General features: G+C 53.4%; 25 protein-coding genes. 7 read left to right on the forward strand and 18 right to left on the reverse strand.

Annotated features, from left to right (window positions below):
- Positions 1-18 precede the first annotated feature (18 nt).
- The 6 genes from ruvB to aspS form a co-directional block, all read right to left on the reverse strand.
- Positions 19-1,029 carry a Holliday junction branch migration DNA helicase RuvB gene (ruvB, locus tag OGX97_RS10105; RefSeq protein ID WP_003034872.1) on the reverse strand — a complete coding sequence of 337 codons (1,011 nt, stop codon included), beginning with the start codon at positions 1,027-1,029 and terminating at the stop codon, positions 19-21.
- Positions 1,030-1,037: 8 nt separating this feature from the next.
- Positions 1,038-1,649 (reverse strand): Holliday junction branch migration protein RuvA, encoded by a 612-nt coding sequence (ruvA, locus tag OGX97_RS10110; RefSeq protein ID WP_279850680.1) that lies wholly within the window; start codon positions 1,647-1,649, stop codon positions 1,038-1,040.
- A gap of 80 nt (positions 1,650-1,729) precedes the next feature.
- Positions 1,730-2,251 carry a crossover junction endodeoxyribonuclease RuvC gene (gene ruvC, locus OGX97_RS10115; RefSeq protein WP_003034867.1) on the reverse strand — a complete coding sequence of 174 codons (522 nt, stop codon included), beginning with the start codon at positions 2,249-2,251 and terminating at the stop codon, positions 1,730-1,732.
- Positions 2,252-2,285: 34 nt separating this feature from the next.
- Entirely contained in the window at positions 2,286-3,029 is a 744-nt protein-coding gene (locus tag OGX97_RS10120; RefSeq protein WP_003833836.1) for a YebC/PmpR family DNA-binding transcriptional regulator, read from the reverse strand.
- 28 nt (positions 3,030-3,057) lie between these two features.
- Positions 3,058-3,501: a dihydroneopterin triphosphate diphosphatase gene (gene nudB / locus OGX97_RS10125; protein ID WP_003034863.1), complete on the reverse strand. Its 444-nt coding sequence runs from the start codon at positions 3,499-3,501 to the stop codon at positions 3,058-3,060.
- Position 3,502: 1 nt separating this feature from the next.
- Positions 3,503-5,275 (reverse strand): aspartate--tRNA ligase, encoded by a 1,773-nt coding sequence (gene aspS, locus OGX97_RS10130; RefSeq protein WP_279850681.1) that lies wholly within the window; start codon positions 5,273-5,275, stop codon positions 3,503-3,505.
- Positions 5,276-5,539: 264 nt separating this feature from the next.
- Between aspS and OGX97_RS10135 the strand changes: the two genes are divergently transcribed.
- The 5 genes from OGX97_RS10135 to cmoB all read left to right on the forward strand — a co-directional run bounded on the left by OGX97_RS10135 (position 5,540) and on the right by cmoB (position 9,240).
- Entirely contained in the window at positions 5,540-6,106 is a 567-nt protein-coding gene (locus tag OGX97_RS10135) for a hydrolase (protein WP_267439090.1), read from the forward strand.
- Positions 6,103-6,921 (forward strand): DUF72 domain-containing protein, encoded by an 819-nt coding sequence (locus OGX97_RS10140; protein ID WP_057066831.1) that lies wholly within the window; start codon positions 6,103-6,105, stop codon positions 6,919-6,921. Before OGX97_RS10135 ends, OGX97_RS10140 begins: the two co-directional genes overlap by 4 nt.
- 174 nt (positions 6,922-7,095) lie before the next feature.
- Positions 7,096-7,491 (forward strand): MAPEG family protein, encoded by a 396-nt coding sequence (locus OGX97_RS10145; RefSeq protein WP_003833847.1) that lies wholly within the window; start codon positions 7,096-7,098, stop codon positions 7,489-7,491.
- A 40-nt stretch (positions 7,492-7,531) separates the two neighbouring features.
- A complete protein-coding gene (cmoA, locus tag OGX97_RS10150) occupies positions 7,532-8,275 on the forward strand; it encodes a carboxy-S-adenosyl-L-methionine synthase CmoA (protein WP_008785057.1) in 744 nt (247 codons plus the stop codon).
- Complete coding sequence (gene cmoB / locus OGX97_RS10155; RefSeq protein WP_003833851.1) at positions 8,272-9,240, forward strand: tRNA 5-methoxyuridine(34)/uridine 5-oxyacetic acid(34) synthase CmoB; 969 nt, start codon at positions 8,272-8,274, stop codon at positions 9,238-9,240. Before cmoA ends, cmoB begins: the two co-directional genes overlap by 4 nt.
- Positions 9,241-9,475: 235 nt before the next feature.
- Here cmoB and cutC read toward each other — a convergent pair whose 3' ends face one another.
- Complete coding sequence (gene cutC, locus OGX97_RS10160; RefSeq protein ID WP_279850683.1) at positions 9,476-10,222, reverse strand: copper homeostasis protein CutC; 747 nt, start codon at positions 10,220-10,222, stop codon at positions 9,476-9,478.
- Between the two features lie 2 nt (positions 10,223-10,224).
- The gene (locus tag OGX97_RS10165) at positions 10,225-10,791 is read right to left on the reverse strand and encodes a VOC family protein (protein WP_003833855.1); all 567 of its coding nucleotides are present in this window, start codon (positions 10,789-10,791) and stop codon (positions 10,225-10,227) included.
- 238 nt (positions 10,792-11,029) lie between these two features.
- On the opposite strand from OGX97_RS10165, the gene argS reads away from it, so the two are divergent.
- Both argS and mrdA read left to right on the forward strand, forming a co-directional pair.
- A complete protein-coding gene (gene argS, locus OGX97_RS10170) occupies positions 11,030-12,763 on the forward strand; it encodes an arginine--tRNA ligase (protein WP_008785061.1) in 1,734 nt (577 codons plus the stop codon).
- Between the two features lie 229 nt (positions 12,764-12,992).
- Complete coding sequence (mrdA, locus tag OGX97_RS10175; protein WP_048216124.1) at positions 12,993-14,930, forward strand: penicillin-binding protein 2; 1,938 nt, start codon at positions 12,993-12,995, stop codon at positions 14,928-14,930.
- Here the strand turns inward: mrdA and bglB are convergent.
- The 10 genes from bglB to tar all read right to left on the reverse strand — a co-directional run bounded on the left by bglB (position 14,902) and on the right by tar (position 26,421).
- A complete protein-coding gene (gene bglB / locus OGX97_RS10180; RefSeq protein ID WP_008785063.1) occupies positions 14,902-16,041 on the reverse strand; it encodes a beta-galactosidase BglB in 1,140 nt (379 codons plus the stop codon). The genes mrdA and bglB overlap by 29 nt on opposite strands.
- Positions 16,042-16,347: 306 nt before the next feature.
- Positions 16,348-16,740 carry a flagellar protein FlhE gene (flhE, locus tag OGX97_RS10185; protein ID WP_003833862.1) on the reverse strand — a complete coding sequence of 131 codons (393 nt, stop codon included), beginning with the start codon at positions 16,738-16,740 and terminating at the stop codon, positions 16,348-16,350.
- Complete coding sequence (flhA, locus tag OGX97_RS10190; protein WP_218659170.1) at positions 16,740-18,818, reverse strand: flagellar biosynthesis protein FlhA; 2,079 nt, start codon at positions 18,816-18,818, stop codon at positions 16,740-16,742. Before flhA ends, flhE begins: the two co-directional genes overlap by 1 nt.
- On the reverse strand, positions 18,811-19,962 hold the full coding sequence (gene flhB / locus OGX97_RS10195; protein ID WP_003833866.1) for a flagellar biosynthesis protein FlhB: 1,152 nt from the start codon (positions 19,960-19,962) through the stop codon (positions 18,811-18,813). Before flhB ends, flhA begins: the two co-directional genes overlap by 8 nt.
- A 158-nt stretch (positions 19,963-20,120) precedes the next feature.
- Positions 20,121-20,765 carry a protein phosphatase CheZ gene (cheZ, locus tag OGX97_RS10200; protein WP_003034659.1) on the reverse strand — a complete coding sequence of 215 codons (645 nt, stop codon included), beginning with the start codon at positions 20,763-20,765 and terminating at the stop codon, positions 20,121-20,123.
- A gap of 10 nt (positions 20,766-20,775) precedes the next feature.
- Entirely contained in the window at positions 20,776-21,165 is a 390-nt protein-coding gene (gene cheY, locus OGX97_RS10205) for a chemotaxis response regulator CheY (protein ID WP_003034656.1), read from the reverse strand.
- A gap of 17 nt (positions 21,166-21,182) precedes the next feature.
- Entirely contained in the window at positions 21,183-22,232 is a 1,050-nt protein-coding gene (locus OGX97_RS10210) for a protein-glutamate methylesterase/protein-glutamine glutaminase (RefSeq protein ID WP_279850684.1), read from the reverse strand.
- Positions 22,229-23,101 carry a protein-glutamate O-methyltransferase CheR gene (cheR, locus tag OGX97_RS10215; RefSeq protein WP_032943796.1) on the reverse strand — a complete coding sequence of 291 codons (873 nt, stop codon included), beginning with the start codon at positions 23,099-23,101 and terminating at the stop codon, positions 22,229-22,231. Before cheR ends, OGX97_RS10210 begins: the two co-directional genes overlap by 4 nt.
- A gap of 19 nt (positions 23,102-23,120) precedes the next feature.
- On the reverse strand, positions 23,121-24,722 hold the full coding sequence (gene tap, locus OGX97_RS10220) for a methyl-accepting chemotaxis protein IV (protein WP_218659169.1): 1,602 nt from the start codon (positions 24,720-24,722) through the stop codon (positions 23,121-23,123).
- A 43-nt stretch (positions 24,723-24,765) separates the two neighbouring features.
- Positions 24,766-26,421 (reverse strand): methyl-accepting chemotaxis protein II, encoded by a 1,656-nt coding sequence (tar, locus tag OGX97_RS10225; RefSeq protein WP_003833879.1) that lies wholly within the window; start codon positions 26,419-26,421, stop codon positions 24,766-24,768.
- Positions 26,422-26,557 lie beyond the last annotated feature (136 nt).

Raw genomic sequence — 26,557 nt, forward strand, 5'->3', positions numbered from 1 at the left:
GCGTCGCGACATCAGGCATTAAGGCATCTGTGGCGGTGTAATGCCAAAATGGTTCCAGGCGCGCACGGTTGCCATACGTCCACGCGGCGTACGTTGTAGAAAACCTTGCTGAATCAGATACGGCTCCAGCACGTCCTCAATGGTTTCACGCTCTTCCCCAATCGCCGCTGCCAGGTTATCCAGTCCTACCGGTCCGCCAAAGAATTTATCGATAACCGCCAGCAGCAGCTTACGGTCCATATAATCGAATCCTTCCGCATCCACATTGAGCATATCCAGCGCCTGGGCGGCAATATCAGCCGAAATCGTGCCGTCATGCTTCACTTCAGCGAAATCGCGTACCCGGCGTAATAAACGGTTGGCGATACGCGGCGTACCGCGGGCGCGGCGTGCCACTTCCAGCGCGCCTTCATCGCTCATTTCCAGGCCCATAAAGCGTGCGCTACGCCCAACAATGTGCTGCAGGTCTGCCACCTGATAGAACTCCAGGCGCTGCACAATACCAAAACGGTCACGCAGCGGAGACGTTAACGACCCGGCGCGCGTCGTCGCCCCGATTAGCGTGAACGGCGGCAGATCGATCTTAATCGAACGGGCAGCCGGCCCTTCACCAATCATGATATCCAGTTGATAATCTTCCATCGCCGGATACAGCACCTCTTCCACCACCGGTGACAGACGATGAATTTCATCGATAAACAGCACATCGTGGGGTTCAAGGTTGGTAAGCATTGCCGCCAGATCACCCGCTTTTTCCAGTACCGGACCAGACGTGGTGCGCAGATTAACGCCCATTTCATTGGCGACAATATTGGCAAGCGTAGTTTTACCAAGACCAGGAGGACCGAAAATCAGCAGGTGATCGAGAGCATCACCGCGCAGCTTCGCCGCCTGGATAAAAATCTCCATTTGCGAACGAACCTGAGGCTGGCCAATATACTCTTCCAGCAATTTTGGGCGAATCGCACGATCCACCAGATCTTCAGGGGTAGTGCTGACAGCCGAAATCAGGCGATCTGCTTCAATCATCCGTTACCTCACAATGCCGCGCGAAGCGCTTCACGAATCAGGGTTTCACTGCTGGCATCAGGGCGGGCAATTTTGCTCACCATGCGGCTGGCTTCCTGTGGTTTATAGCCCAACGCCACCAGCGCAGCAACCGCTTCCTGCTCGGCGTCGTCCGTTGTCGGGCTTGCCGGAGACGTCAGGACCAGATCCGTTGCAGGTGTAAAGAGATCACCATGCAAACCTTTAAAGCGGTCTTTCATTTCTACAATCAGGCGTTCTGCGGTTTTCTTACCAATACCCGGTAATTTCACCAGCGCGCCCAGCTCTTCGCGCTCTACGGCATTAACGAACTGCTGAGCAGACATACCGGAGAGGATCGCCAGCGCCAGCTTCGGCCCCACGCCATTGGTTTTGATTAACTCTTTAAACAGCGTGCGCTCTTGCTTGTTGTTAAAGCCATACAATAGCTGAGCATCTTCTCGCACCACAAAATGGGTGAAAATAATCGCTTCTTGCCCGGCTTCCGGCAACTCGTAGAAACAGGTCATCGGCATATGCACTTCATAGCCTACCCCGCCCGTTTCCAGAAGGACCAACGGGGGTTGTTTTTCAATAATGATGCCTCTGAGTCTGCCTATCACGTGACGCTCCTGCGTTAAGGGCTAAAAGGTAATGCGCTATCATAAAAAAAGGCTGGATAGATATCCAGCCTCATTTGTCACTAACGTAACCGACCTCGCGCCAAATTCAGCCTCGACTCGCTCATTTGCATGGCGTTCTGACTGACATGGCAGTGGGTAATGGCAATCGCTAGTGCATCCGCGGCATCTGCTTGCGGATTCGCCGGGAGTTTTAGCAGCGTGCGTACCATATGCTGGACCTGGCTTTTTTCCGCGCTACCGATCCCCACCACGGTCTGTTTTACCTGGCGGGCCGCGTATTCAAAGACCGGTAGATCCTGATTGGTCGCCGCAACGATTGCCACGCCGCGAGCCTGTCCCAGCTTTAGCGCCGAGTCGGCGTTCTTCGCCATAAAAACCTGCTCAATGGCAAAATAGTCCGGCTGAAACTGGGTGATGATTTCCGTCACGCCCGCGTAAATCAACTTCAGACGTGACGGGAGATCGTCGACTTTGGTGCGAATGCAGCCGCTGCCGAGGTAGGTCAGCTGCCTGCCGACCTGACGAATAACGCCATAACCGGTGATGCGAGACCCCGGGTCAATGCCGAGAATAATAGACATCACGCATCTCCTGTTATTTTATGGCTTAACCACATCATTCTAAGGTGGCAGCAACCTCATCGGAGATTTCACCGTTGTGGTAAACTTCCTGCACGTCGTCGCAGTCTTCCAGCATATCGATCAGACGCATCAGCTTCGGCGCCGTTTCTGCATCCATATCCGCTTTGGTGGATGGGATCATAGACACTTCAGCTGCGTCCGCTTTCAGACCAGCCGCTTCCAGCGCGTCACGCACTTTGCCCATCTCTTCCCACGCGGTGTAAACGTCAATTGCGCCGTCGTCAAAGGTCACAACGTCTTCAGCACCTGCTTCCAGCGCCGCTTCCATGATGGCGTCTTCGTCGCCCTGTTCAAAGGAGATCACGCCTTTTTTGCTGAACAGATAAGCCACGGAACCGTCGGTACCGAGGTTACCACCCGTTTTCGTGAACGCATGACGCACTTCCGCAACGGTACGGTTACGGTTGTCAGACAGACATTCAATCATAACGGCTGTACCGCCAGGACCGTAACCTTCATAGATGATGGTTTCCATGTTGGAATCTTCATCACCACCCACACCGCGCGCAATTGCACGGTTCAGGGTGTCACGGGTCATGTTGTTAGCCAGCGCCTTATCAACCGCTGCACGCAGACGCGGGTTAGCATCCGGATCGCCGCCGCCCAGTTTAGCCGCCGTCACCAGCTCACGAATTATTTTGGTGAAAATTTTACCGCGTTTAGCATCCTGCGCTGCTTTACGGTGTCTGGTGTTGGCCCATTTACTATGACCTGCCATAAATAATATCTCCAAAAAGCGCGCCTTTTCAGGCGACGTTAATTACAAACTCTTCAATCGCCTGCCGGTTACTCCACGACTTGGTTAATTGGGCGGCTTCAACCGCATTAACCCAACGATAGGTCAGATGTTCGGTGAACACGATCTCTCGTTCTGAGGGAAGTGCCAGGCAAAACCAGGATTCAGTATTACGTTCAATTCCCGGTGCATAGCGATGACGTAAATGGCTAAAAATCTCAAACTCCACCGTGCGCTGACAGTCAATTAAGGTCAGTTGCTCAGATGCAACATCAATGGCGACCTCTTCCTTTACTTCGCGCATAGCGGCTTGCGACGCGGTTTCACCTTCTTCAAGGCTGCCGGTGACCGACTGCCAGAAATCAGGATCGTCGCGTCGCTGTAACATCAGCACTCTCCCGGTGTCCTTTGCATAAATCACGACTAACACCGAGACAGGCTGTTTATATGTCATATCAGTTATTCTCGGCCTTCTTAACAACCTGAATGCTCAGTTCCGCCAGCGCAGCTGCGTTGGCAAAGCTTGGCGCTTCAGTCATCAGACACGCTGCAGCCGTGGTTTTCGGGAAAGCAATAACGTCACGAATGTTGTCAGTACCGGTCAACAGCATAGTCAGACGGTCCAGACCAAACGCCAGGCCCGCATGCGGCGGTGTACCATATTTTAGCGCATCCAGCAGGAAGCCGAATTTCTCACGCTGTTCTTGCTCATTAATGCCCAGAATACCGAATACGGTTTGCTGCATGTCGCCGTTGTGAATACGCACGGAACCTCCGCCTACTTCGTAGCCGTTGATGACCATATCGTACGCGTTGGCAACCGCGTCTTCCGGCGCTGCTTTCAGCTCAGCGGCCGTCATATCTTTCGGCGCGGTGAACGGGTGGTGCATTGCGGTCAGGCCGCCTTCACCATCGTCTTCGAACATTGGGAAGTCGATAACCCACAGCGGTGCCCATTTGGCTTCGTCGGTGATGTTCAGGTCTTTACCCAGTTTCAGACGCAGCGCGCCCATCGCGTCGGCAACCACTTTCTTGTTGTCGGCACCGAAGAAAATCATGTCGCCGTCTTGCGCACCGGTACGTGCCAGAATCGCTTCCACAATTTCTGCGTTCAGGAACTTAGCAACTGGGCTGGTAATACCTTCCAGACCTTTCGCACGTTCGGTGACTTTGATGTAAGCCAGGCCTTTCGCGCCGTAAATCTTGATAAAGTTACCGTAATCATCGATCTGCTTACGGCTCAGTGCAGCACCACCCGGTACACGCAGAGCAGCTACGCGGCCTTTCGCATCGTTTGCCGGACCAGAGAACACTGTGAACTCAACGTCTTTCACCAGATCGGCAACGTCAACCAGCTCCATCGGGTTACGCAGGTCTGGTTTATCGGAACCGTAACGACGCTCAGCTTCGGCAAAGGTCATGATCGGGAAATCACCCAGATCGACACCTTTCACTTCCAGCCACAGGTTACGCACCAGCGCTTCCATCACTTCACGCACCTGCGGTGCGGTCATGAAGGAAGTCTCAACGTCGATCTGGGTAAATTCAGGCTGACGGTCAGCACGTAAGTCTTCATCACGGAAGCATTTTACGATCTGATAGTAGCGGTCAAAGCCAGACATCATCAGCAGCTGTTTAAACAACTGAGGTGATTGCGGCAGCGCGTAGAATTTACCTTTATGTACGCGAGAAGGTACCAGGTAATCGCGCGCGCCTTCCGGCGTCGCTTTGGTCAGCATCGGTGTTTCGATGTCGAGGAAGCCGTGGTCGTCCATAAAACGACGCACCAGGCTGGTGATTTTGGCACGCGTTTTCAGGCGCTGCGCCATTTCAGGGCGACGCAGATCTAAATAGCGATACTTCAGTCGCGCTTCTTCGGTGTTGACGTGGTTAGAGTCCAACGGCAGCGAGTCTGAACGGTTGATGATAGTCAGATCGGAAGCCAGCACTTCAATTTCGCCCGTCGCCATATCGGCGTTGACGTTTTTCGCGTCACGCGCACGCACGGTGCCCGTAACCTGGATGCAGAACTCATTACGCAGTTCGGAGGCCAGCTTTAACGCGTCCGCACGGTCCGGATCGAAAAATACCTGCACGATACCTTCGCGGTCGCGCATATCGATAAAGATCAGGCTACCAAGATCACGACGACGGTTGACCCAACCACACAGAGTCACCTGCTGCCCCTCGTGGGACAGACGTAGCTGTCCGCAATATTCTGTACGCATGAGATATCCCTTAACTTTGCCGCAGGCGGATTGTCACCTGCCTCGCAGATGACGAAGTCGCAGCTTTAGCTGAATGTCACAACTGAATGAAAAAAGGCGGCTATTATACTGGAAATTCTGCCGCACGATAAGTCCGGTACTGACTGTACGCCTGTTTCCTCGACGGGCATTGCGTAATCTCACAAAAAATAACAAAAATTGTCGCCCCTTTCACACTGATTCGCGATTAAGGTGTAACGGAATTCTTTTATTACTGGAGTGACCATGCTGGAATTGAACGCTAAAACAACCGTCCTTGTCGTAATTGATTTACAGGAAGGGATCCTGCCTTTCGCTGGCGGCCCTCATACGGCACATGATGTGGTTACCCGCGCCGCGCAGTTGGCGGAAAAATTCCGTGCCCACGGTTCCCCGGTGGTAATGGTGCGCGTCGGCTGGTCTGACGATTACGCCGAAGCGCTGAAACAACCGGTTGATGCGCAAACTCCGGCTAAAGCGTTGCCTGAAAACTGGTGGGATTACCCGGCAGCTCTGGGGAAATGCGCCAGCGATCTCGAAGTCACCAAGCGCCAGTGGGGCGCGTTCTACGGCACCGATCTGGAGCTACAGCTGCGTCGTCGGGGCATCGATACCATCGTCCTGTGCGGCATTTCCACAAACATTGGCGTGGAGTCAACGGCGCGAAATGCGTGGGAGCTGGGTTTCAGTCTTATCATTGCAGAGGATGCCTGTAGCGCCGCCAGTGCTGAGCAACACCAGGCCAGCATGACCCACATTTTCCCGCGCATTGCGCGCGTTCGCAGCGTGGAGGAGATTCTGCAAGCGCTATGATTTATATCGGTTTACCCCAGTGGTCGCATCCAAAATGGGTGCGTCTGGGGATCACCAGCCTTGAAGAGTATGCCCGCCACTTTAACTGCGTGGAGGGCAATACCACGCTGTATGCGCTGCCTAAATCCGATATTGTTGCCCGCTGGCAGGCACAGACCACCGATGCGTTTCGATTTTGTTTTAAATTTCCGGCGACCATTTCGCATCAGGCTGCGCTGCGTAATTGTGATGACCTTGTACAGGAATTTTTTACACGCATGTCGCCGCTGGAAGCGCGCATTGGGCAATACTGGCTGCAATTACCCGCGACTTTTGGCCCACGCGATCTGCCTGCCCTGTGGCAGTTTCTCGATATGCTCCCGAATTCCTTTACCTACGGTGTGGAAGTTCGCCATCCAGACTTCTTTGCCAAAGGCGAAGCCGAGCAGCTATTTAATCGCGGTTTACACGAGCGTGGAGTAAACCGGGTGATTCTGGACAGCCGCCCGGTGCATGCCGCAATCCCGCATACTGAAGCAATACGCGACGCCCAGCGCAAGAAACCGAAGGTTCCGGTGCATGCGGTAGTGACGGCAAACCATCCGATGGTACGCTTTATCGGTAGCGATAATATGGCACAAAACAGCGAGCTTTTTGCCGTCTGGCTGACCAAGCTGTCGCTATGGCAACGCACCACGACGCCGTATCTGTTTTTGCATACGCCGGACATCGCGCAGGCCCCGGAGCTTGTTGATACGCTATGGGCAGATTTACGCAGCGCCCTGCCAGAGATCGGATCAGCACCCTCTATTCCACAGCAATCTTCTCTTTTCTGAAAATGCCACCTATCATAGTCAGTGCCATCAACCCAACCGTACTCTAAATAATTCGAGTTGCAGGAAGATGGCAAGGGAGAGAATCCTCAGGAGCTTACATTAGTAAGTGACTGAGGGGAGCGAGTACAGCCACCGCGCATGCAACTTGAAGTATGACGAGTAAAGGGAGTTTGTATGGTAAGCGCGCTTTATGCCGTATTGGGTGCGTTATTGTTAATAAAGTTCTCCTTTGACGTCGTTCGCCTGCGCATGCAATATCGCGTTGCCTATGGCGATGGAGGTTTTAGTGAACTGCAAAGCGCTATCCGTATTCACGGTAATGCGGTGGAATATATTCCCGTCGCGTTAGTGCTGCTGTTATTTATGGAAATGAACGGCGCAGAGACGTGGATGGTGCATATTTGCGGGCTGATGTTGATTGCCGGACGGCTGATGCATTATTACGGATTCCACCACCGGCTCTTCCGCTGGCGCCGTTCAGGCATGAGCGCAACCTGGTGTTCGCTGTTGCTAATGGTGCTGGCGAATCTTTGGTATATGCCCTGGGAGTTGGTTTTCTCCCTGCATTAGCGCACAATACGCCACTTTATTTTTCCCGGATTTTTACGTTATGTCTCACCGCGACACGCTTTTTTCTGCGCCTATCGCCAGTCTGGGTGACTGGACCTTTGATGAACGGGTAGCTGAAGTCTTCCCGGATATGATCCAGCGTTCCGTTCCTGGCTATTCCAATATCATTTCTATGATTGGCATGCTGGCCGAACGTTTCGTACAACCCAACACGCAGGTCTACGATCTGGGCTGTTCTCTGGGCGCGGCGACGCTCTCGGTGCGTCGCAATATTCATCACGAGAATTGCAAAATTATTGCCGTCGATAACTCCCCGGCGATGGTTGAGCGCTGCCGTCGTCATATTGACGCCTATAAGGCACCGACCCCGGTTGAGGTTGTCGAAGGCGATATTCGCAACATTACTATCGAAAACGCCTCGATGGTGGTGCTGAATTTTACCCTGCAATTCCTTGAGCCACCTGAGCGCCAGGCATTGTTGGATAAGATTTATCAAGGGTTGAATCCCGGCGGCGCGCTGGTGCTGTCTGAAAAATTCAGTTTCGAAGACGCTAACGTTGGCGAGCTGCTGTTCAACATGCACCACGACTTCAAACGGGCCAATGGCTACAGCGAACTGGAAATTAGTCAGAAACGCAGCATGCTGGAAAACGTGATGCTGACCGACTCGGTAGAAACGCACAAAGCGCGACTGCATCAGGCTGGCTTTGAGCACAGCGAATTGTGGTTCCAGTGCTTCAATTTTGGCTCTCTGGTGGCGTTGAAAGCTGAGGTTGGCGCATGATCGATTTTGGTAACTTTTATCAGTTGATTGCCAAAAATCATCTGTCCCATTGGCTGGAAACGCTTCCGGCGCAAATCGCTGCCTGGCAGCGCGATCAGCATGGTTTATTTAAACAATGGTCAAACGCCGTCGAGTTTCTGCCCGAGCTGACGCCGCATCGTCTGGACTTACTACACAGCGTTACCGCAGAAAGTAAAGAACCGCTCAGCGAAGGCCAGCTTAAACGCATCGACACCCTGATGCGTAACCTGATGCCATGGCGTAAAGGACCGTACTCGCTGTACGGCGTCAACATCGATACCGAATGGCGTTCCGACTGGAAGTGGGATCGCGTTCTGCCGCACTTGTCTGATCTCACCGGCCGTACCATTCTTGATGTTGGCTGTGGCAGTGGCTATCACATGTGGCGCATGATTGGCGCTGGAGCGCATCTGGCGGTTGGGATCGATCCTACGCAACTGTTTCTGTGCCAGTTTGAGGCGGTACGTAAACTGCTGGGCAATGACCAGCGTGCTCACCTGCTGCCGCTGGGTATTGAGCAACTTCCAGCGCTAAACGCCTTTGACACTGTGTTCTCCATGGGCGTGCTTTATCACCGCCGATCGCCGCTGGAACATCTGTGGCAATTAAAGGATCAGTTGGTTAAAGATGGCGAGCTGGTGCTGGAAACGCTGGTCGTCGAAGGTGATGAAAATACCGTACTGGTGCCGGGCGATCGTTACGCGCAGATGCGTAACGTCTACTTTATTCCATCTGCGTTGGCGCTAAAAAACTGGCTGGAAAAATGCGGTTTTGTTGATGTGCGCATCGCCGATGTCTGCGTCACCACCACCGAAGAGCAGCGCCGCACCGAGTGGATGGTAACCGAGTCGCTGGCCGACTTCCTCGACCCTAACGACCACAGCAAAACGGTGGAAGGCTACCCCGCCCCATTACGTGCGGTATTGATTGCGCGTAAGCCGTAATAGATTGCCGAATGACCGTTACGTATAGCGCCGTTTCTCCAAAATAGTTCAAGTTGCAGCAAGGCGGCAACGCAGCAAATCCCCGGGAGCGTAGATAACTACGTGACCGGGGTGCGCGAGGCGGCCAACGCTGCTGCGACTTGAAATATGAAGGAGAAAAAAAGGCCCCTGTTGAAATTGCAGGGGCCTGGTACGAGCAAGCATCATATTGGGCGACATGATGCAACGGTAAAAATCAGCTGGCCTGATGGTGTGCAATGATTGCTTTCATTTCAGCAACCGCCGTCCCGTCTACCGCATAGCGCGAATACTCATCCGCCTGCGCATCCGAAGACATCGACAACCCCGAATTGCGATAACGCATTGGTGAAGCCAGCCATACTCCGGCAGAACTGTGGACTTCCTGCACTCCAGCATCAAGGAACAGGGACAAATTCGAGGCGCGAACCCCCGCTCCGGCCATAATGATTGGAGCACCGGGCTGCGCAATAAGTTCCATTATTTTTGTTAAATCTTGCGCCGCATCTGATTTTTGCCCTGAAGTGAGTACTCTGGCAATGCCCAAATCAGCTAATTTTTTAAGCGCATTGAGTGGGTTAGCACACATATCAAAGGCCCGGTGAAAAGTGACTTGCAGCGAACCGGCGGCAATCATTATTTTCTCCATGCGCGGCATATCGACATTGCCATCCACATCTAAAATGCCGGTCACCAGCCCTGAGAATCCCAGCTCCCTGACCATCACAATATCATCCAGCATTGCAGCAAATTCACCTTCGGTGTAGCAAAAGTCGCCTCCACGTGGGCGAATAATGGGATTGACGGGAATCGAAATGTGCTGGCGAACGGAACGCAAGACGCCCAGTGACGGCGTTAAGCCCCCTTCTTTGGGTGCCGAGCATAGTTCAATACGATCCGCGCCGTTTTGCTGCGCCGTGCGCGCGCACTCCATGCTGTAACAGCAGATTTCCAGTATAGCCATGCTCACTCCTGACGTTCGCTTGCCACAATGGTTTCAATCGACCACGGATGGAATTTTATCGTCACGCTACCATCGCTAACCGCCAGCGTCGGATTCGGTAAACGCTCACGCTCACCTTTTGGCGAGCTGGTTTTCACAAAAATGCCCGGTTGACTCAGACCGTGATCGGAAAGCAGCGCCAGCGCTCGCGCATTCAGCGTTTCCGCCTCTCCCGGCAGAACAATTTCAATATGTTCCCAGCCTTCATGTGGGTAGCGTTTTTCGCCCGGCCACGGCAGTTCGACGATGGAAAATTGCCAATGTTGCACACAAACCGGCTCATGCAGTTTAAAAAGACAAATAGGTCTGCCGTTAATGATGTTTTCTGACAACAATTCACCGCACTGTTCAAACCCACGACGCCAGCGCTCTGCGGTGGTATTTTGATGGCAACGCAAGGAAATGTGATCGGCTTCCAGGCCTGTGATATCCAGCCCAAGACGGGTAGAAAGTTCCGTTAATGCCTGCGTGAAATGCGGTAAATCTGCAGAAATATCCTGTAGTTCTGCAACGGTTTGCCAGTTCGCCATATTAAAAGCTCATATCCATGTTCAAAGTCGCTAATTTACTCTGTTGCGCTGCGCCATCCAACCGCTGTTTTCTCCGAACACATCATGAATAAATTTACGCCATTGCATTGTTTATATTTCAGGCTACTGGCGGTACACACAATGCTGACGGCAACGGGCATTTGCAGTATACTCCCGCCCTTAATTCTTAAACTGGTGCGGTGAATTTTAGGCCGCTTCATAAATGTAAGGTATTCCGGTGAATATTCAGGCTCTTCTCTCAGAAAAAGTCAGTCAGGCCATGATTGCTGCAGGCGCGCCTGCAGATTGCGAACCGCAGGTTCGTCAGTCAGCAAAAGTACAGTTCGGCGACTATCAAGCTAACGGCATGATGGCTGTCGCTAAAAAACTGGGTATGGCGCCGCGACAACTGGCTGAGCAGGTGCTGACTCATCTGGATCTCAACGGGATTGCCAGCAAAGTTGAAATTGCAGGCCCGGGCTTTATCAATATTTTTCTCGATCCGGTATTTCTGGCGCAGCACGTTCAGCAGGCGCTGGCTTCCGATCGTCTGGGCGTCACTCAACCGGCTAAACAAACCGTCGTGGTTGACTACTCCGCGCCTAACGTAGCGAAAGAGATGCACGTTGGTCACCTGCGTTCCACCATCATCGGTGACGCGGCGGTGCGTACGCTGGAGTTCCTCGGTCACAACGTTATTCGCGCTAACCACGTCGGCGACTGGGGTACTCAGTTCGGTATGCTCATCGCATGGCTGGAAAAACAGCAGCAGGAAAATGCCGGAGAGATGGCGCTGGCTGACCTGGAAGGTTTCTACCGTGATGCGAAAAAACATTACGACGAAGATGAAGCCTTCGCTGAACGCGCCCGTAGTTATGTCGTGAAACTGCAAGGCGGTGACGAATACTTCCGCGAGATGTGGCGCAAACTGGTCGACATTACCATGTCGCAGAACCAGTTAACCTACGATCGCCTCAACGTTACCCTGACCCGTGACGACGTCATGGGCGAGAGCCTGTACAACCCGATGCTGCCTGGCATCGTCGCCGATCTGAAGGCGAAAGGCCTGGCTGTTGAAAGCGAAGGCGCTACCGTCGTATTCCTTGATGAGTACAAGAACAAGGAAGGCGAACCGATGGGCGTTATCATTCAGAAGAAAGATGGCGGCTATCTCTACACCACAACCGACATCGCCTGCGCCAAGTATCGTTACGAAACCCTGCATGCCGATCGTGTACTTTATTACATCGACTCTCGCCAGCATCAGCACTTAATGCAGGCCTGGACCATCGTACGTAAAGCTGGTTATGTGCCGGATTCAGTGCCGCTGGAACACCACATGTTCGGTATGATGCTGGGCAAAGACGGTAAACCGTTCAAAACCCGCGCGGGCGGCACGGTTAAACTGGCCGATCTGCTGGATGAAGCGCTGGAGCGCGCACGTCGTCTGGTCGCGGAGAAGAACCCGGACATGCCTGCCGACGAACTGGAAAAACTGGCAAATGCGGTCGGTATCGGCGCAGTGAAATACGCGGATCTGTCCAAAAACCGTACCACCGACTACATCTTCGACTGGGACAACATGCTGGCGTTCGAAGGTAACACCGCGCCATATATGCAGTACGCTTATACCCGCGTACTGTCCGTGTTCCGTAAAGCAGATATCGACGAAAGCGCGCTGGCAAATGCGCAGGTCGTTATCAGCGAAGATCGCGAGGCCCAACTGGCGGCGCGTCTGCTGCAGTTTGAAGAAACGCTGACCGTCGTTGCGCGTGAAGGTACGCCACACGTGATGTGTGCTTACCTGTACGACGTTGCTGGTCTGTTCTCCGGCTTCTATGAGCACTGCCCTATTCTCAGCGCTGAAAACGAAGAGATTCGTAACAGCCGACTGAAGCTGGCACAACTGACGGCGAAAACCCTGAAGCTGGGTCTGGATACACTGGGTATCGAAACCGTAGAACGTATGTAATCACCTCAAATAATGTGAAAGCCCGCGCTATGTCGCGGGCTTTTTTATTTCCCCGAATGACCGCCCTCGTAGGCCTGATCAGCAAAGCACCATCAGGCGCTACGTTCACTGTAATTTGTAACAACCCACAAGGAATGACACATTTCCCTAGAGATATGGAACATCTTTTGCCTGTCATCCCGTCTAAGCCTCCGTATCATTAGGCGGCGAATTAATCGGGTACGGGTCAATGACATTCAGAGATTTTGAGGCGGAAGAAAAGCTCTTCCAGCGGCGTGTATTGGTGGCCTTTGGCCTGGTAGTCATCTGTTTTGGCATCCTAATTTACAATCTGTATAACTTACAAATCTGCCAGCACCAGTATTACACCACCCGGTCGAATGCAAACGACATCAAAATGCTGCCCGTCGCCCCAACGCGTGGCATGATTTACGATCGCAACGGCATCCCGCTGGTGCGCAACGTTACCTGGTACGATATTTCCGTTACGCCGTATAAAATCAGCGATATGAATGCGTTACTCCAGCAGCTCACGCCGATCGTTGACCTCACACCTGATGACATAGACCAGTTTCGCCATGAGCTGAAAGCCAGCAGCCGCTATCGTCCTGTGGTGCTAAAAAATGCGCTAACCGATGTCGAAATCGCCCGTTTTTCGGTAAACCAGTTTCATTTTAGCGGCGTCAACATCAATAGTTACGAAGACCGCCAGTATCCCTATGGCGCGGCGCTGGCGCATGTCCTGGGTTATGTTTCAAAAATCAATGACAACGACCTGAAAGCACTGGATCAAAAGGGTCTGGCGGAGAACTACGCCGCCGATCACAACATCGGTAAGCAAGGTATTGAGCGCTATTACGAAAACGAACTGCATGGAAAAACCGGTTATCAGGAGGTGGAAGTAGATAACCACGGACGCATCGTACGCCTGATCAAAGATGTGCCGCCCGTTGCCGGAAAAGATATCCATCTGACGCTGGATTTACATTTACAGCAATACATTGAGAGCCTGTTGGCTGGCCAGCGTGCCGCCGTTTTGGTTGAAGATCCACACGACGGTTCCGTACTGGCGATGGTCTCAAACCCCAGCTATGACCCTAATCCGTTTGTCAAAGGCATCAGCTATCAGGACTATAACAAGCTACTCCAGGATAAAGACCTGCCATTAATCAACCGCGTCACGCAGGGATTGTACCCTCCCGCTTCAACGGTCAAACCGTATATGGCGATGTCGGCATTACTGAACGGGGTAATCACTCCGCAGACCAGTTTCTTCGGTGCCCCTACCTGGACGCTACCCGGCACCGAGCGACATTACCGTGACTGGAAAAAAACGGGCCACGGTATGCTGGATGTCACCAAAGCGATAGAAGAGTCTGCCGATACGTTCTTCTATCAGGTGGCGTATATGATGGGGATCGACCGGATTAACAGCATGCTCAGCCAGTTTGGTTATGGTAAACCGACCGGCATCGATCTTGATGAGGAGTATAACGGCCTGCTTCCGAGCCGCGAATGGAAGCAAAAAGTGCACAAAAAAGCCTGGTATCAGGGGGACACTATTTCAGTTGGCATCGGTCAGGGCTACTGGATTGCCACACCTATTCAGATGGTAAAAGCCATGGTCGCACTGATTAACAACGGCAAGGTTATCGTCCCTCACCTGCTGCTCGATGAAGAGAGCGGCAAAACCATCACGCCGTATCAGGCTCCAGAAGCACCATCACAAATCGCCTCGGCCTCATCGCCCTACTGGGGACTGGTGCGTCAGGCGATGTTCGGCATGGCGAATGAACCAAATGGTACAGGTTATAAGTTCTTTCACACCGCGCCATACGGCATTGCGGCAAAAAGCGGCACCTCGCAGGTCTTTAGCCTGAAAGAAAATCAGACCTACAATGCGAAGATGATCCCTGTCCGCTTGCGCGACCACGTGTTCTATACCGCATTTGCACCCTATAAGAACCCGAAGGTCGCGGTGGCGTTAATTCTGGAAAACGGCGGCAGCGATGGTGTCACCGCCGCGCCGGTTATGCGTCAGATCATGGATCATCTGTTTGCCCCGCAGGACAACACGGTACAAACAGTGACGACTGAACAATCAGGTCCGATAGCGGTATCGCCATCGAATACCGATATCAAAAATACTTTCGCAAGTATTCGGTAAGGCACAGCATCGCCATCGCCTGTCCGTAAGGCATGGAGGTCCGAGGGATGTTGCGGTAGAAATCAAGATTGTGTCCCATCCCGGTACCAAACGAGGTGTGCAGCAGTTCACCTTCCGGTGAAATATGCTGCACAATGCCGCGAATGGCTTTTTCGGCTACCGGCGCATACTCTTGCCCAACGTAGCGTTTACGTACTGCTTTGAGGATCCCATAGGCAAATCCGGCAGTTGCCGATGCTTCCAGATACGACTGCGGGTCGTCCAGCAAGGTATGCCACAACCCACTTTCATCCTGGCATTTCGCCAGCGCCGCGATTTGCGCGTTCAGGACCTGTACAAGATAGCGGTGAACAGCATTGTTTTCCGGTAAATCAAGTAATTCGAGGAAGTCCGGGATCACGATAGTTAACCAACTGTTGCCACGCGCCCAGCGGGCATTAGCAAAGTTATGATTTCCTTCATAGCTCCAGCCGTGGAACCACAGCCCCGTTTCTTTATCCATCAGGTTTTGCACGTGCAGCAGGAACTGATACGTTGCCTCTTCGATGTAGTCCGGGCGATTGAGTAGCTTGCCAATCTTCGCCAGCGGTAAAACCGTCATCATCAGCGTGTCATCCCACATCTGTTGATGGTTTTCTTCCGCCAGCGTGATGTGTTGCATACCACCAAATTCGGTACGCGGCATCTCATGCATTGCCCACTCAGCCCAGCTGTCGAGCCACGGCAGATACGCTGGATTACGCGTCTCTTCATAGCGATACGCCAACGTTAAAAATGGCGCCATGGTGTTCACGTTTTTAGTGGTTGCACCTTCAGCAAAGCGATCGGCAAACCAGCTATCGATGATATCGCGCATCGTTTCATCGCCGGTTTGCAGATAGTACTGATACATCCCGTACAGGCCGACGCCGTGTGTCCACTCCCATCCCGCCCAGCCTTTAGTATCAATTACGCGTCCATCGTCCAGACGCAGCAAGAACTCGCCGGTTTCGTCATGAATATTGACCAGGTTATGCGTCACCTTTTTGATCAGCGTTTTTAATTCATCCCTGGCAATAAAATGTTCTGGCTGGCGCAATAACGGGCTATGTTTAACCGGGTAAACAATCATTTACTAAACCTCTGTCAATGTCGGATTCAATGCTGTGACCTGCCCCTGTTACGGCGCAGCAGCTTTTTTGGAGGCCCCGCAATCCTCGCTTTGACAATGGGCATCCTTATAGGGTCACAGTAAAAGCTAACAGAAAGTGAAACCTTTCTATTTCTGCCAGAAGGACTCGTGAAATGGCAACAATACAAAGAGTCCGGCAACGTACGTCACTTATTTTATAAAACGGCGTTTCTATTTAATTGAATGAGAGGCTGAGATGTTGAAACAACCAGCAGTTTCAACTGCTGGTCTGAATGACGGAGGGGGTTAACGGTAGTTCACAATCACCTGATTGCTCTGAATGCGTAACGCGGGGATCAGGCGACCACCGCCGGGGACCTCCCAGACAAAATGCATCGGTTCAATGGCCGGAACGTTATTGAACCCGTTGGTGGTCCCACTTTGCCCGTCCAGTTCGACACAACGGGACTGAGAACATAAACGCACCCGCAAACCTGCGGGCGTTGGGCCATTCAGCTCATAGCGCCAGGCCACCAGCGTCATCAAGCCTGAGACCGGCTGGCTGGGAACCAAAGGATCAGACGAGGCTGACTGGCCACGGTGATTTAAGGTGATCCCCATGCCACTTGCCTGCCAGGCCCCTTCTCCGGCGGCCTGCGCCACCAGAGGAAAAAACAACAACCACAGTAACTTACGCATTATTTACCTCCAATGGTCGCCGTCATGCGGATATGGCGGTTATCGGAAAGCTCCATATTCGATAACACCACCAACTGCGGGATGCTGCGGCGTAAAAACCGCGCCAGTAACGGACGTAACGCGTGATTAACCAGCAAGACCGGCGGCGCGCCCAACATTTCCTGCCGGGACAGCGCTTCCTGAGTCTGGGCCAGCAGTCGGTCTGCAAGCCCAGGCTCCAGACCGCCGCCCCCCTGCAGCGCTTGCAGCAGCAAACGCTCGAGCGGAATATCAAGACCGATAACCTGAACCTCTTCATTACCCGGGAACCACTGCTGAGTGATGGCACGTCCTAACGCAACACGGACGACCGCGGTAAGCTCATGCGGATCGTTTTGCAACGGCGCATGTTCCGCCAGCGTTTCAAGAATGGTGCGCATATCGCGAATCGGTACTTTCTCATCCAGCAAGTTCTGCAGCACTTTATGCAGAGTGGTGAGCGTCACAACGCCCGGCACCAGATCTTCCGTCAGCTTTGGCATCTCCTGCGACACTCGATCCAGTAACTGCTGCGCTTCCTGACGGCCAAACAGCTCAGCGGCGAACTGTCCAATCAGATGGTTTAGATGTGTAGCAACAACAGTACTGGCTTCAACCACCGTAAAGCCCTGAATCTGCGCCTGTTCCTTCAATGCGCTTTCAATCCAGATAGCGTCCAGTCCGAACGCCGGATCGACCGTTTTCTCACCCGGCAGCGACCCGGCGGCAGTACCCGGGTTAATGGCCAGCCAGCGTCCCGGATAGGCGTCACCGCTGCCAATTTCTACCCCTTTCATCAAAATTCTATAGCGGGCCGGCTGCAGATCCATATTGTCTCGAATGTGTACCACCGGCGGCAGGAAGCCCATATCCTGGGCAAATTTCTTACGAATACTGCGAATTCGCCCCAGTAACTCGCCATCCTGCTGAAAATCCACCATTGGGATCAGGCGGTAACCAACCTCCATGCCCAGCGAATCTTCCAGCTGCACGTCGTTCCATGTGGCTTCCACCACGGAGTTGTTTTCCGGCATTTTCACCGGCTGCGGTTCATCTGGCGCTTTTTGCTCACGACCGCGCATCCACCATGCCAGAGCCAACAATGCGGCAGTAAACATCAGAAACACCAGGTTAGGCATGCCCGGAACCAGACCCAAAAGTCCAAGTACCGCCGCACTGAGCAACATGACGCTGGGGTTACTGAACAGTTGGGTCACCATCTGTTCGCCTACGTCCTGGTCGGTACTCACGCGGGTCACGATAACACCCGCCGCGGTAGAGATAACCAGCGCAGGAATTTGTGCCACCAGCCCGTCACCGATGGTCAACAGGGTATAACTTTCCGCAGCGCTGCCCATGCTCATACCATGCTGCAACACCCCAACTAACAGACCGCCGACCACGTTGATCACCATGATCAAAATACCGGCGATGGCATCTCCACGGACGAATTTACTCGCACCGTCCATTGAGCCGTAAAAATCCGCTTCCTGGGTCACTTCCGAACGTCGTTTTTTAGCTTCATCTTCGCCAATCAGACCGGCATTCAAATCCGCATCAATCGCCATCTGCTTGCCGGGCATACCATCCAGCACGAAGCGCGCGCCAACCTCGGCGATACGCCCCGCACCTTTGGTGATTACCATAAAGTTAATGATGACGAGAATCACGAAGACCACGATGCCGATCGCAAAGTTACCGCCCACCAGGAAGTGACCAAAGGCTTCAACCACCTTCCCCGCCGCCGCCGCGCCAGTGTGTCCTTCCATCAAAATGATACGGGTAGACGCGACGTTCAGGGCCAGACGTAATAATGTGGTAAACAGCAAAATCGTCGGGAATGCGGCAAACTCCAGTGTACGCTGGGTGAACATCGCCACCAGCAGCACCATGATCGACAGCGCAATGTTAAATGTGAACAGCAAATCGAGGACGAAAGCCGGCAGCGGCAGCACCATCATCGACAGAATCAGCAGGATGAGGATCGGTCCGGCAAGTATTTGCCATTGCGTGGATTTCAGGTTGCTGGGCAGACGCAGCATCGCGACCAGATTAGCCATCAGTATTCTTCTCGTTCATGAAATCCAGTGCTTCAGGCACCGGAAGGTTTTCAGGTTGTGGTGGACGCTTGCCGCCAGCCAGACGCCAGCGTTTTAGCTGCCATACCCATGCCAGTACTTCAGCAACGGCGGCATATAATTGACCCGGTATTTGCTGACCAATCTCAGCATGGCGATAGAGCGCACGCGCCAGTGGCGGCGCTTCTAATGTCGGGACACGGTGCTCTGCGCCAATTTCACGAATGCGCAGCGCAACCAGCCCGGCCCCTTTCGCAACAACTTTCGGCGCACTCATTTTGTTCTCGTCATACTTCAACGCCACTGAGTAGTGCGTAGGGTTAGTGACAATAACGTCTGCTTTCGGCACATCCGCCATCATGCGACGCTGAGCGGCCGCGCGCTGCATTTGACGAATTTTGCCCTTAACGTGCGGGTCACCTTCGCTTTGCTTAAATTCATCGCGGATATCCTGACGCGACATACGTAGCTTTTTCACATGGCTATAGATCTGGAAAAAGACGTCGAACCCCACCATCGGAATAACGCCAAGTACCACCAGTAGTGCACACATACCGACTAAATCCAGGGCGTTGCCCATCGCCGTAATCGGTGACTCCGCCATCAGACGCATCATCGCCGGCCAGTTATGCCAGAGATAAAATCCGGCCACGCTTCCCACCAACGTGGACTTCAGTATTGCTTTGAGCAGTTCTGCGCCGGTTTGCGCGGAAAACATGCGCTTAATGCCCGGCAGCGGATTCAGCTTGGAGAATTTGGGTTGCAGGGATTTACCGCTGAAAATCAAGCCGCCAAGCATCACCGGGGAAATTAAAGCCACCAGAACGACGCCGGTAATCAACGGCAACAGCGCAATCATCGCGTCTTTAATCAGCAGGATGATTTGGCTGAGGATCAGATTCGGGTCGTTGACCATACTGTGGTCAAAACGTAATCCGGCCGACAGCATGCCAGCCAGCCTACGGGCAAGCGACTCCCCACCAATCCAGATAATGCACACACCCACCAGCAAAATAAGCAGTGAGGTTAGCTCTTTGGATCGGGGGATCTGCCCTTCTTCCCGCGCTTTTTCAAGTCGGTGGGGTGTGGGGGCTTCTGTTTTGTCGTCGTCGCTTTCTTCTGCCACGCATCAGACCCTAGATAGAGATATAGGCGAGAATGATGCCAGAACAGCTATCCAGCAATGGGAAGAGTAAGCGGTAAAAAAGACGGGATTTATGGCTTTAAGCAGAATTGCGCATAAGCCGGATGAGAGGCCCACGCCTCACATCCGGCAAATACTCATCAGAACCCGAGGCTATCCAGCAGGTCGTCAACCTGATCCTGACTTGCCACTACACCGGCTTTCGAGGCGTCAACCTGCGGGCCGTTAAGCAAGCTTTCGTTTTCACGTTTTGGACGAGCGCCCTGTTCCGGAATGTTTTCCAACAGAACCATCAGCAGCTGACGTTCAATCTCCTGGATAACATCCATCATGCGCTTGATGACCTGTCCGGTGAGATCCTGGAAATCCTGCGCCATCATGATGTCCAGCAGTTGGGCATTGGTAAAGCTGGTATGTCCAGGTACATCACCAAGGAACTGACGGGTATCGGTGACCAGTTCACGTGCGTCGGAGAGTTCGATCGGATTTTCGAACCATTCATCCCAGCGTTTAGTCAGGTCTTTGGCCCCTTTTTCCATCGCGTCCTGATGCGGCTGCGAAGCTTCTACGCTGTTTAGCGCACGCTCCGCCGCCTGCGCGGTCATCTGTACAACATAATCGAGACGATCGCGGGCATCAGGAATCGCTTCTGCCGCTTCGGCAATGGCCTGATCCAGCCCCAGTTCACGCAGGCTGTCGCGCAGCATTCGGGTCAAACTGCCGATGCGCGCGATGATGTCCCCTGCAGAGTGTTCGTCAGCAGGTTTAATTTGTGGTTGCATCATCATCACACCCTCACATGCCCAGTTTCTCAAAGATTTTATTCAGTTTTTCTTCCAGCGTCGCCGCCGTGAACGGTTTCACGACATAGCCACTGGCACCTGCCTGTGCTGCCGCAATGATGTTCTCTTTTTTCGCTTCTGCCGTGACCATCAGCACCGGCAGAGAAGCCATCCCGCCATCAGCACGGATGGTTTTCAGCAGTTCCAGTCCATCCATGTTCGGCATGTTCCAGTCAGAAATAACAAAACCGAATCCCCCAGCCTGCAGCTTGTTCAGCGCATCCACGCCGTCTTCAGCTTCTTCAACATTGTTGAATCCCAGCTCTTTAAGCAGGTTACGCACGATGCGACGCATGGTGGAAAAGTCATCCACAACCAAAAACTTAAGCTCTTTATCCGCCATAAAAATAAACTCCTGATTCAAATACGTATTGCCTGTCCGGCACTAATTTTCACCAGCATTTGCTGGCTCACCTGGCTAAGATCGACCACTTCGCTTACGCCACCCATATTGATGGCCTCGCGCGGCATGCCGAACACCACACAACTTGCTTCGTTTTGCGCAATGGTCCAGGCTCCCGCCTGATTCATCGCTAACATTCCGGCTGCGCCATCGTTGCCCATACCGGTCAGGATCACCCCGACGGCATTGCGCCCCGCATGTTTCGCCACCGAATGGAACAGCACATCCACTGAGGGCCGATGCCGATTAACCGGCGGACCGTCATGAATTTTGATTTGATAGTTCGCGCCGCTGCGTGCCAGTTCCATATGCTTGTCGCCCGGCGCGATATACGCATGCCCCGGGAGTACGCGCTCTCCGTCTTCTGCCTCTTTCACGGTTATCTGGCACAGTTTGTTCAGACGTTCGGCGAACGAACGGGTAAACCCTGGTGGCATATGCTGGGTAATAAGAATACCGGGGCTTGAAAGCGGCAATGGCTGGAGTACATGGCGAATTGCCTCTGTTCCTCCGGTTGATGCCCCAATCACCAGCAGCTTTTCCGAACTGAGTAACGGCCCTGCTTTCAAGGTCGTCGGTGCCGCCATGGGCTTATGGGCCGCCAGTTTTGCGCGCGATGCGGTGCGGATCTTTTCAGCAATCATCTCGCTATACGCCAGCATCCCTTCGCGGATCCCCAGTTGCGGTTTGGTGACAAAATCAATCGCCCCCAGTTCCAAGGCCCGCAGCGTGACCTCTGAACCTTTGCCGGTCAGTGAAGAAACCATCACCACAGGCATTGGACGCAGGCGCATCAACTTATCCAGGAAGTCGAGGCCGTCCATGCGCGGCATTTCCACGTCCAGCGTCAGGACGTCGGGATTGTATTTTTTGATTAAATCCCGGGCGACCAACGGATCCGGCGCCGTCGCCACCATTTCCATATCACTGTGACTGTTAATAATTTCGGTCATGATTTGACGCATCAATGCAGAATCATCTACCGACAACACCCTGATTTTACTCATGCTTTATCCTTACCTGGCGCATGCGCATACACGGTCTGTCCACGCAGGCTAAACTCGCGCACAAGGTTGCTAAAGTTTTCTGAATGACCTGCAAACAGCAGCCCGTCAGGTTTAAGAAGTGGAACAAAACGGTGCAAAATGTCCTGTTGTGTCGTTTTATCGAAATAGATCATCACGTTACGACAAAATATGGCATCAAAAGGGCCAGGCACGTTGTACTGCTTATCCAGTAAGTTCACGCTGGAAAATTCAACATGACCTGCCAGTTCCTGCCTTACGCGTACCAGTCCTTCATGCGGCCCGGTGCCGCGCATGAAATAACGCTGCAACTGCTGGGGTGACAGCGTCTTTAGCTCATCGAGGCGGTAAATGCCGTTTCTGGCCTTTTCCAGCACTTCGGTATCAATGTCGCTGGCAAAAACGCGCCAGCGGCCCGGTGCCATACCTAAGGTATCGGCAAGCGTAATCGCAATGCTGTAGGGTTCTTCTCCGGTTGACGCCGCCGCGCTCCAGACGCGGTATTCACCGCTGCGCCGACGAGCGTGATCTGACAGCACCGGAAAATGATGCCCTTCGCGAAAAAACGCGGTCAGGTTGGTAGTCAGGGAGTTAATAAAAGCCTGCCACTCAGCACTGTTCTGGTTAGCTTCCAGCATGCTGAGATAGCGACCAAAGTCATCCAGCCCCAGGGTACGCAGACGACGAACCAGGCGGTTATAAACCATGTCCCGCTTATGGTCGGCCAGTACGATCCCCGCACGCTGGTAGATTAATTGACATATCCGACGAAAATGCGCGTCAGACAGCGCGAGGCGCTGTGTCATCTGTAACAATAATGACGTTTGCCCGGAGGGCAGAGATGATGTCATAGCGCCTTCTCAATCACATTCAGGATACAACGGGCGCAACCTGAGGCTGCGCCAACTCTTGTTTTGCTACGGTTTGCTCTTCAAGTTTAAAAAATGCGACACAAGCAGAAAGATGATCGGCCTGCGTGGCAAGTTGTCCGGCGGCGGATGCGGCTTCTTCCACCAGACCGGCGTTTTGCTGCGTCACGGAGTCCATCTGGCTGACGGCCTGCGCCACCTGCTCAATGCCTCTGCGCTGTTCATCGGATGCCGAGGCAATCTCGCCCATGATGTCGTTAACCCGGGTCACCGAACTGACTATTTCCGTCATAGTGCGCGACGCCATATCCACCAGCTGCGAGCCCTGATGCACCCGGGTGACAGATTCCTCAATCAGTCCCTTAATTTCTTTCGCCGCCTGTGCGCTACGGCTTGCCAGATTGCGCACCTCACCAGCGACGACGGCAAAACCACGCCCTTGCTCCCCCGCCCTGGCGGCCTCTACCGCGGCATTCAACGCCAGAATATTGGTCTGGAAGGCAATGCTGTCAATCACGCCGATGATGTCGCCGATTTTCTGCGAGCTGGCAGAAATCTCATGCATAGTGCTGGCGACCCGGGACGTCTGCTCGCCACCTTTATGCGCTGTGTCTGCCGCACTTTTGGCGATTCCTGACGCCTGGCGTGCGTTATCAGCGTTCTGGCCGACGGTGGCGGTCAGTTGCTCCATGCTGGCCGCCGTTTGCGCCAGAGCGGCCGCTTGCTGTTCGGTTCGCGAAGATAAATCGTTATTGCCCATCGCAATTTCTGAAATACCGCTATGCATGGCTGAGCTGCCCTGACGAACGTCACTGACCGTTTCGCGTAACGCCTTTTGCATCTTCTGCAGGCTGGCAAAAATGGCCGAGATCTCATTGCGACCATAAACCGCTACCGGTCGTGCCAGGTTCCCCGCGGCAATACTGTCGAAATGGCTGCCAATAATCGCCAGCGGCTGAACGATCATCTTGCGCGACCAGAACAGCGCACCGCTGGTGAGCAGTGCCGCCAGTACCACCATGGTGGCGAAAATCACCCCCGACATATGGTAATTTCGCTGGCTCTGATCGCCTGCCGTTTGTAACACGCTGTCGATGTTGCTCTGCCACGCATTCACATTCGCATCAAAAGCATCCTGAGCCGCCTGCACCGGCGCGGTCAGAAAATCTGACAACTGATTGTTTTCAAGCCAGGTGGCCTGATGCGCGAGAGCGCTGTGCCACTGGCTGAAACTATTCTCCGTTGCACCAAACAGCGCCTTGCCTTGTTCCGTCGAATCCGACGTCGCCATAAAGCGTTTAAACATCAATTCAGACTGCGCCAGGCTGTCGCGCGCGAGGGTCATCAGCGTTTTGATGTCCTCTGGCGGATAGCTCAGGGCGGTCAGCGTCCCTGCCTTATTAAGGGCCGTACTGGCCTGTAATAACACAGCGCGGGTTTGGGCCAGCGCAGCGCGTTGCTGATTACTCCGTTCGACCTGATTCAGGTTCTGAAAACCGTCCCGAAATGCCCAGAAGGACAAGCCATTACTGCCAATCTGCAAAACACCGCAGAGGATTAAAATCAAAAACAGCGTGGTCGAAATTCGAATACGATTAAACATCAACGCTCCCATTGGGCGGCACTGGCCGCGGTTTAACTATCAGTCAAAATGTTTCCCAATTCGTATCTTGTTCAATGCTCTGGCGCGGATAGGATGCGCTCGGGGCTGCTGGTAATCGTGTATCGCGTGGTTTTGTCGAGGCCGGACGTGACGCAAGACGGAAAGTCGATACCGACTGCGTTAAGCGACTGGCCTGTTCTTCAAGAGCGGCCGCTGCGGCAGCTGACTCCTGTACCAAAGAGGCGTTCTGCTGCGTAACGCGATCCATTTCAGAGACCGCGAGCGCAACCTGATCAATCCCCCGGCTTTGCTCGTCAGATGCCGAGGCAATCTCGCCCATAATGTCGGTCACCCGCGTCACGGCATTGACGATATCGTTCATTGTTTCGCCGGCGCTTTCTACCAGTACGGAACCGGTATCAACCCGGGAAACGGAATCTTCAATCAATGCTTTGATCTCTTTCGCCGCCTGCGCACTGCGACTTGCCAGATTACGCACTTCACCCGCTACCACAGCAAAGCCGCGGCCTTGCTCACCGGCACGTGCTGCTTCAACTGCCGCGTTCAGTGCGAGAATGTTGGTCTGAAAGGCAATGCCATCGATGACGCTGATGATGTCGGCGATTTTCTTCGAGCTATCGGCGATTTCGTGCATGGTGTTCACCACGCTATCAACCACTTTGCCGCCATGCTGCGCGGTATCGGACGCGCTTTTTGCCAGTTGCGAGGCCTGACGCGCGTTGTCCGCGTTTTGCTTCACAGTTGCGGTCAGCTGTTCCATGCTGGCTGCGGTCTCTTCAAGTGCAGACGCCTGCTGTTCCGTACGAGATGAAAGGTCAGTGTTTCCGCTGGCAATTTCACTGGTACCGGAATAAATCGCGTCAGAGCCTTCACGCACCAGAGTGACGGTTTCCGTCAGCGAGCGCTGCATATGATCAACCGTACTGGCCAACTCGCCGATTTCGTTACGGCCACTAACGGCGAGAGTTGCGGTCAGGTTACCGCTGGCGATTTCCCGGATATGGGCAATGACACGGGACAGAGGATTAAGCAGGGTATGACGGATGCCATACCAGACCACCACCAGAATCAGCACCAGCACCACGGCCAGCACGCCGAGCTGCCATTGGGCGAAATGGTAATCCCGCGCGCTTTGATCAAATGCCTGGACGTAAAGCTTTTCGCTAACGCTGGCGTACTTGCCCAGCGCCTCGCCGAGCGCGTTTTGCATTCCCTGCGTGGGCTGCGCGAAGTAGGCGTCCATATTGCCGCTTTCCAGAAACTGAACCAGTTCTGCCAGGGCCGCATGGTACTGCTGATATTTTTCCTCAACGTTGCCGCTGGCTTCTGCCATTTCCGGCAACGGTGTGATGTTTTTAAATTTTGCGTAATGCGTTTCAGCCTGCGCCAGCGATGCTTTCGCATTCTTCAGCAGATCGTTTTTGGCGCTGCTTTGCTGGTTAGATGCATCCATCATCATGCGCGCAGAAGAACGGCTTAAATTGATTCGTGTCTGCAGCATCAGATCCCATGTTGAGGTGAGTTCACTTTGCTGCTGTCGAAGATCGTTAGAAATAACAAAACTTTGCTGATTCTGCTGCAATGAAGAAAACAACAGACCACCGGAAACAAGCTGTAGCAGTGCGAAAACCCCCAGCACCATCATCAGCATTGTGACAACGCGGATACGGTTAAACATAAGGCACCTTCCTGAAAACGAGTTATCAACGTTATCGGCACTCGCTGAGATAACTTTACGTTTGCGAAAAGGAAATCCTGAAGGGATGTGAAGCCTGGCGAGGGGAAGATAAAACGGGTGTGCAGCAACCACAAAT

Origin of the sequence: Citrobacter sp. Cpo061, assembly GCF_030332845.1 — a bacterium.
Lineage (GTDB): Bacteria > Pseudomonadota > Gammaproteobacteria > Enterobacterales > Enterobacteriaceae > Citrobacter > Citrobacter portucalensis.

Coding starts and splice junctions, on each gene's coding strand:
- aspS (WP_279850681.1), bottom strand. CDS start 5,275: ATGCGTACAGAATATTGCGGACAGCTACGTCTGTCCCACGAGGGGCAG.
- ruvC (WP_003034867.1), bottom strand. CDS start 2,251: ATGTCTATTATTCTCGGCATTGACCCGGGGTCTCGCATCACCGGTTAT.
- OGX97_RS10210 (WP_279850684.1), bottom strand. CDS start 22,232: ATGAGTAAAATCAGGGTGTTGTCGGTAGATGATTCTGCATTGATGCGT.
- mrdA (WP_048216124.1), top strand. CDS start 12,993: ATGACATTCAGAGATTTTGAGGCGGAAGAAAAGCTCTTCCAGCGGCGT.
- flhE (WP_003833862.1), bottom strand. CDS start 16,740: ATGCGTAAGTTACTGTGGTTGTTGTTTTTTCCTCTGGTGGCGCAGGCC.
- ruvB (WP_003034872.1), bottom strand. CDS start 1,029: ATGATTGAAGCAGATCGCCTGATTTCGGCTGTCAGCACTACCCCTGAA.
- flhA (WP_218659170.1), bottom strand. CDS start 18,818: ATGGCTAATCTGGTCGCGATGCTGCGTCTGCCCAGCAACCTGAAATCC.
- cutC (WP_279850683.1), bottom strand. CDS start 10,222: ATGGCTATACTGGAAATCTGCTGTTACAGCATGGAGTGCGCGCGCACG.
- OGX97_RS10120 (WP_003833836.1), bottom strand. CDS start 3,029: ATGGCAGGTCATAGTAAATGGGCCAACACCAGACACCGTAAAGCAGCG.
- nudB (WP_003034863.1), bottom strand. CDS start 3,501: ATGACATATAAACAGCCTGTCTCGGTGTTAGTCGTGATTTATGCAAAG.
- OGX97_RS10135 (WP_267439090.1), top strand. CDS start 5,540: ATGCTGGAATTGAACGCTAAAACAACCGTCCTTGTCGTAATTGATTTA.
- cheR (WP_032943796.1), bottom strand. CDS start 23,101: ATGACATCATCTCTGCCCTCCGGGCAAACGTCATTATTGTTACAGATG.
- OGX97_RS10165 (WP_003833855.1), bottom strand. CDS start 10,791: ATGGCGAACTGGCAAACCGTTGCAGAACTACAGGATATTTCTGCAGAT.
- cheZ (WP_003034659.1), bottom strand. CDS start 20,765: ATGATGCAACCACAAATTAAACCTGCTGACGAACACTCTGCAGGGGAC.
- bglB (WP_008785063.1), bottom strand. CDS start 16,041: ATGATTGTTTACCCGGTTAAACATAGCCCGTTATTGCGCCAGCCAGAA.
- tap (WP_218659169.1), bottom strand. CDS start 24,722: ATGTTTAATCGTATTCGAATTTCGACCACGCTGTTTTTGATTTTAATC.
- cheY (WP_003034656.1), bottom strand. CDS start 21,165: ATGGCGGATAAAGAGCTTAAGTTTTTGGTTGTGGATGACTTTTCCACC.
- tar (WP_003833879.1), bottom strand. CDS start 26,421: ATGTTTAACCGTATCCGCGTTGTCACAATGCTGATGATGGTGCTGGGG.
- OGX97_RS10140 (WP_057066831.1), top strand. CDS start 6,103: ATGATTTATATCGGTTTACCCCAGTGGTCGCATCCAAAATGGGTGCGT.
- OGX97_RS10145 (WP_003833847.1), top strand. CDS start 7,096: ATGGTAAGCGCGCTTTATGCCGTATTGGGTGCGTTATTGTTAATAAAG.
- cmoA (WP_008785057.1), top strand. CDS start 7,532: ATGTCTCACCGCGACACGCTTTTTTCTGCGCCTATCGCCAGTCTGGGT.
- cmoB (WP_003833851.1), top strand. CDS start 8,272: ATGATCGATTTTGGTAACTTTTATCAGTTGATTGCCAAAAATCATCTG.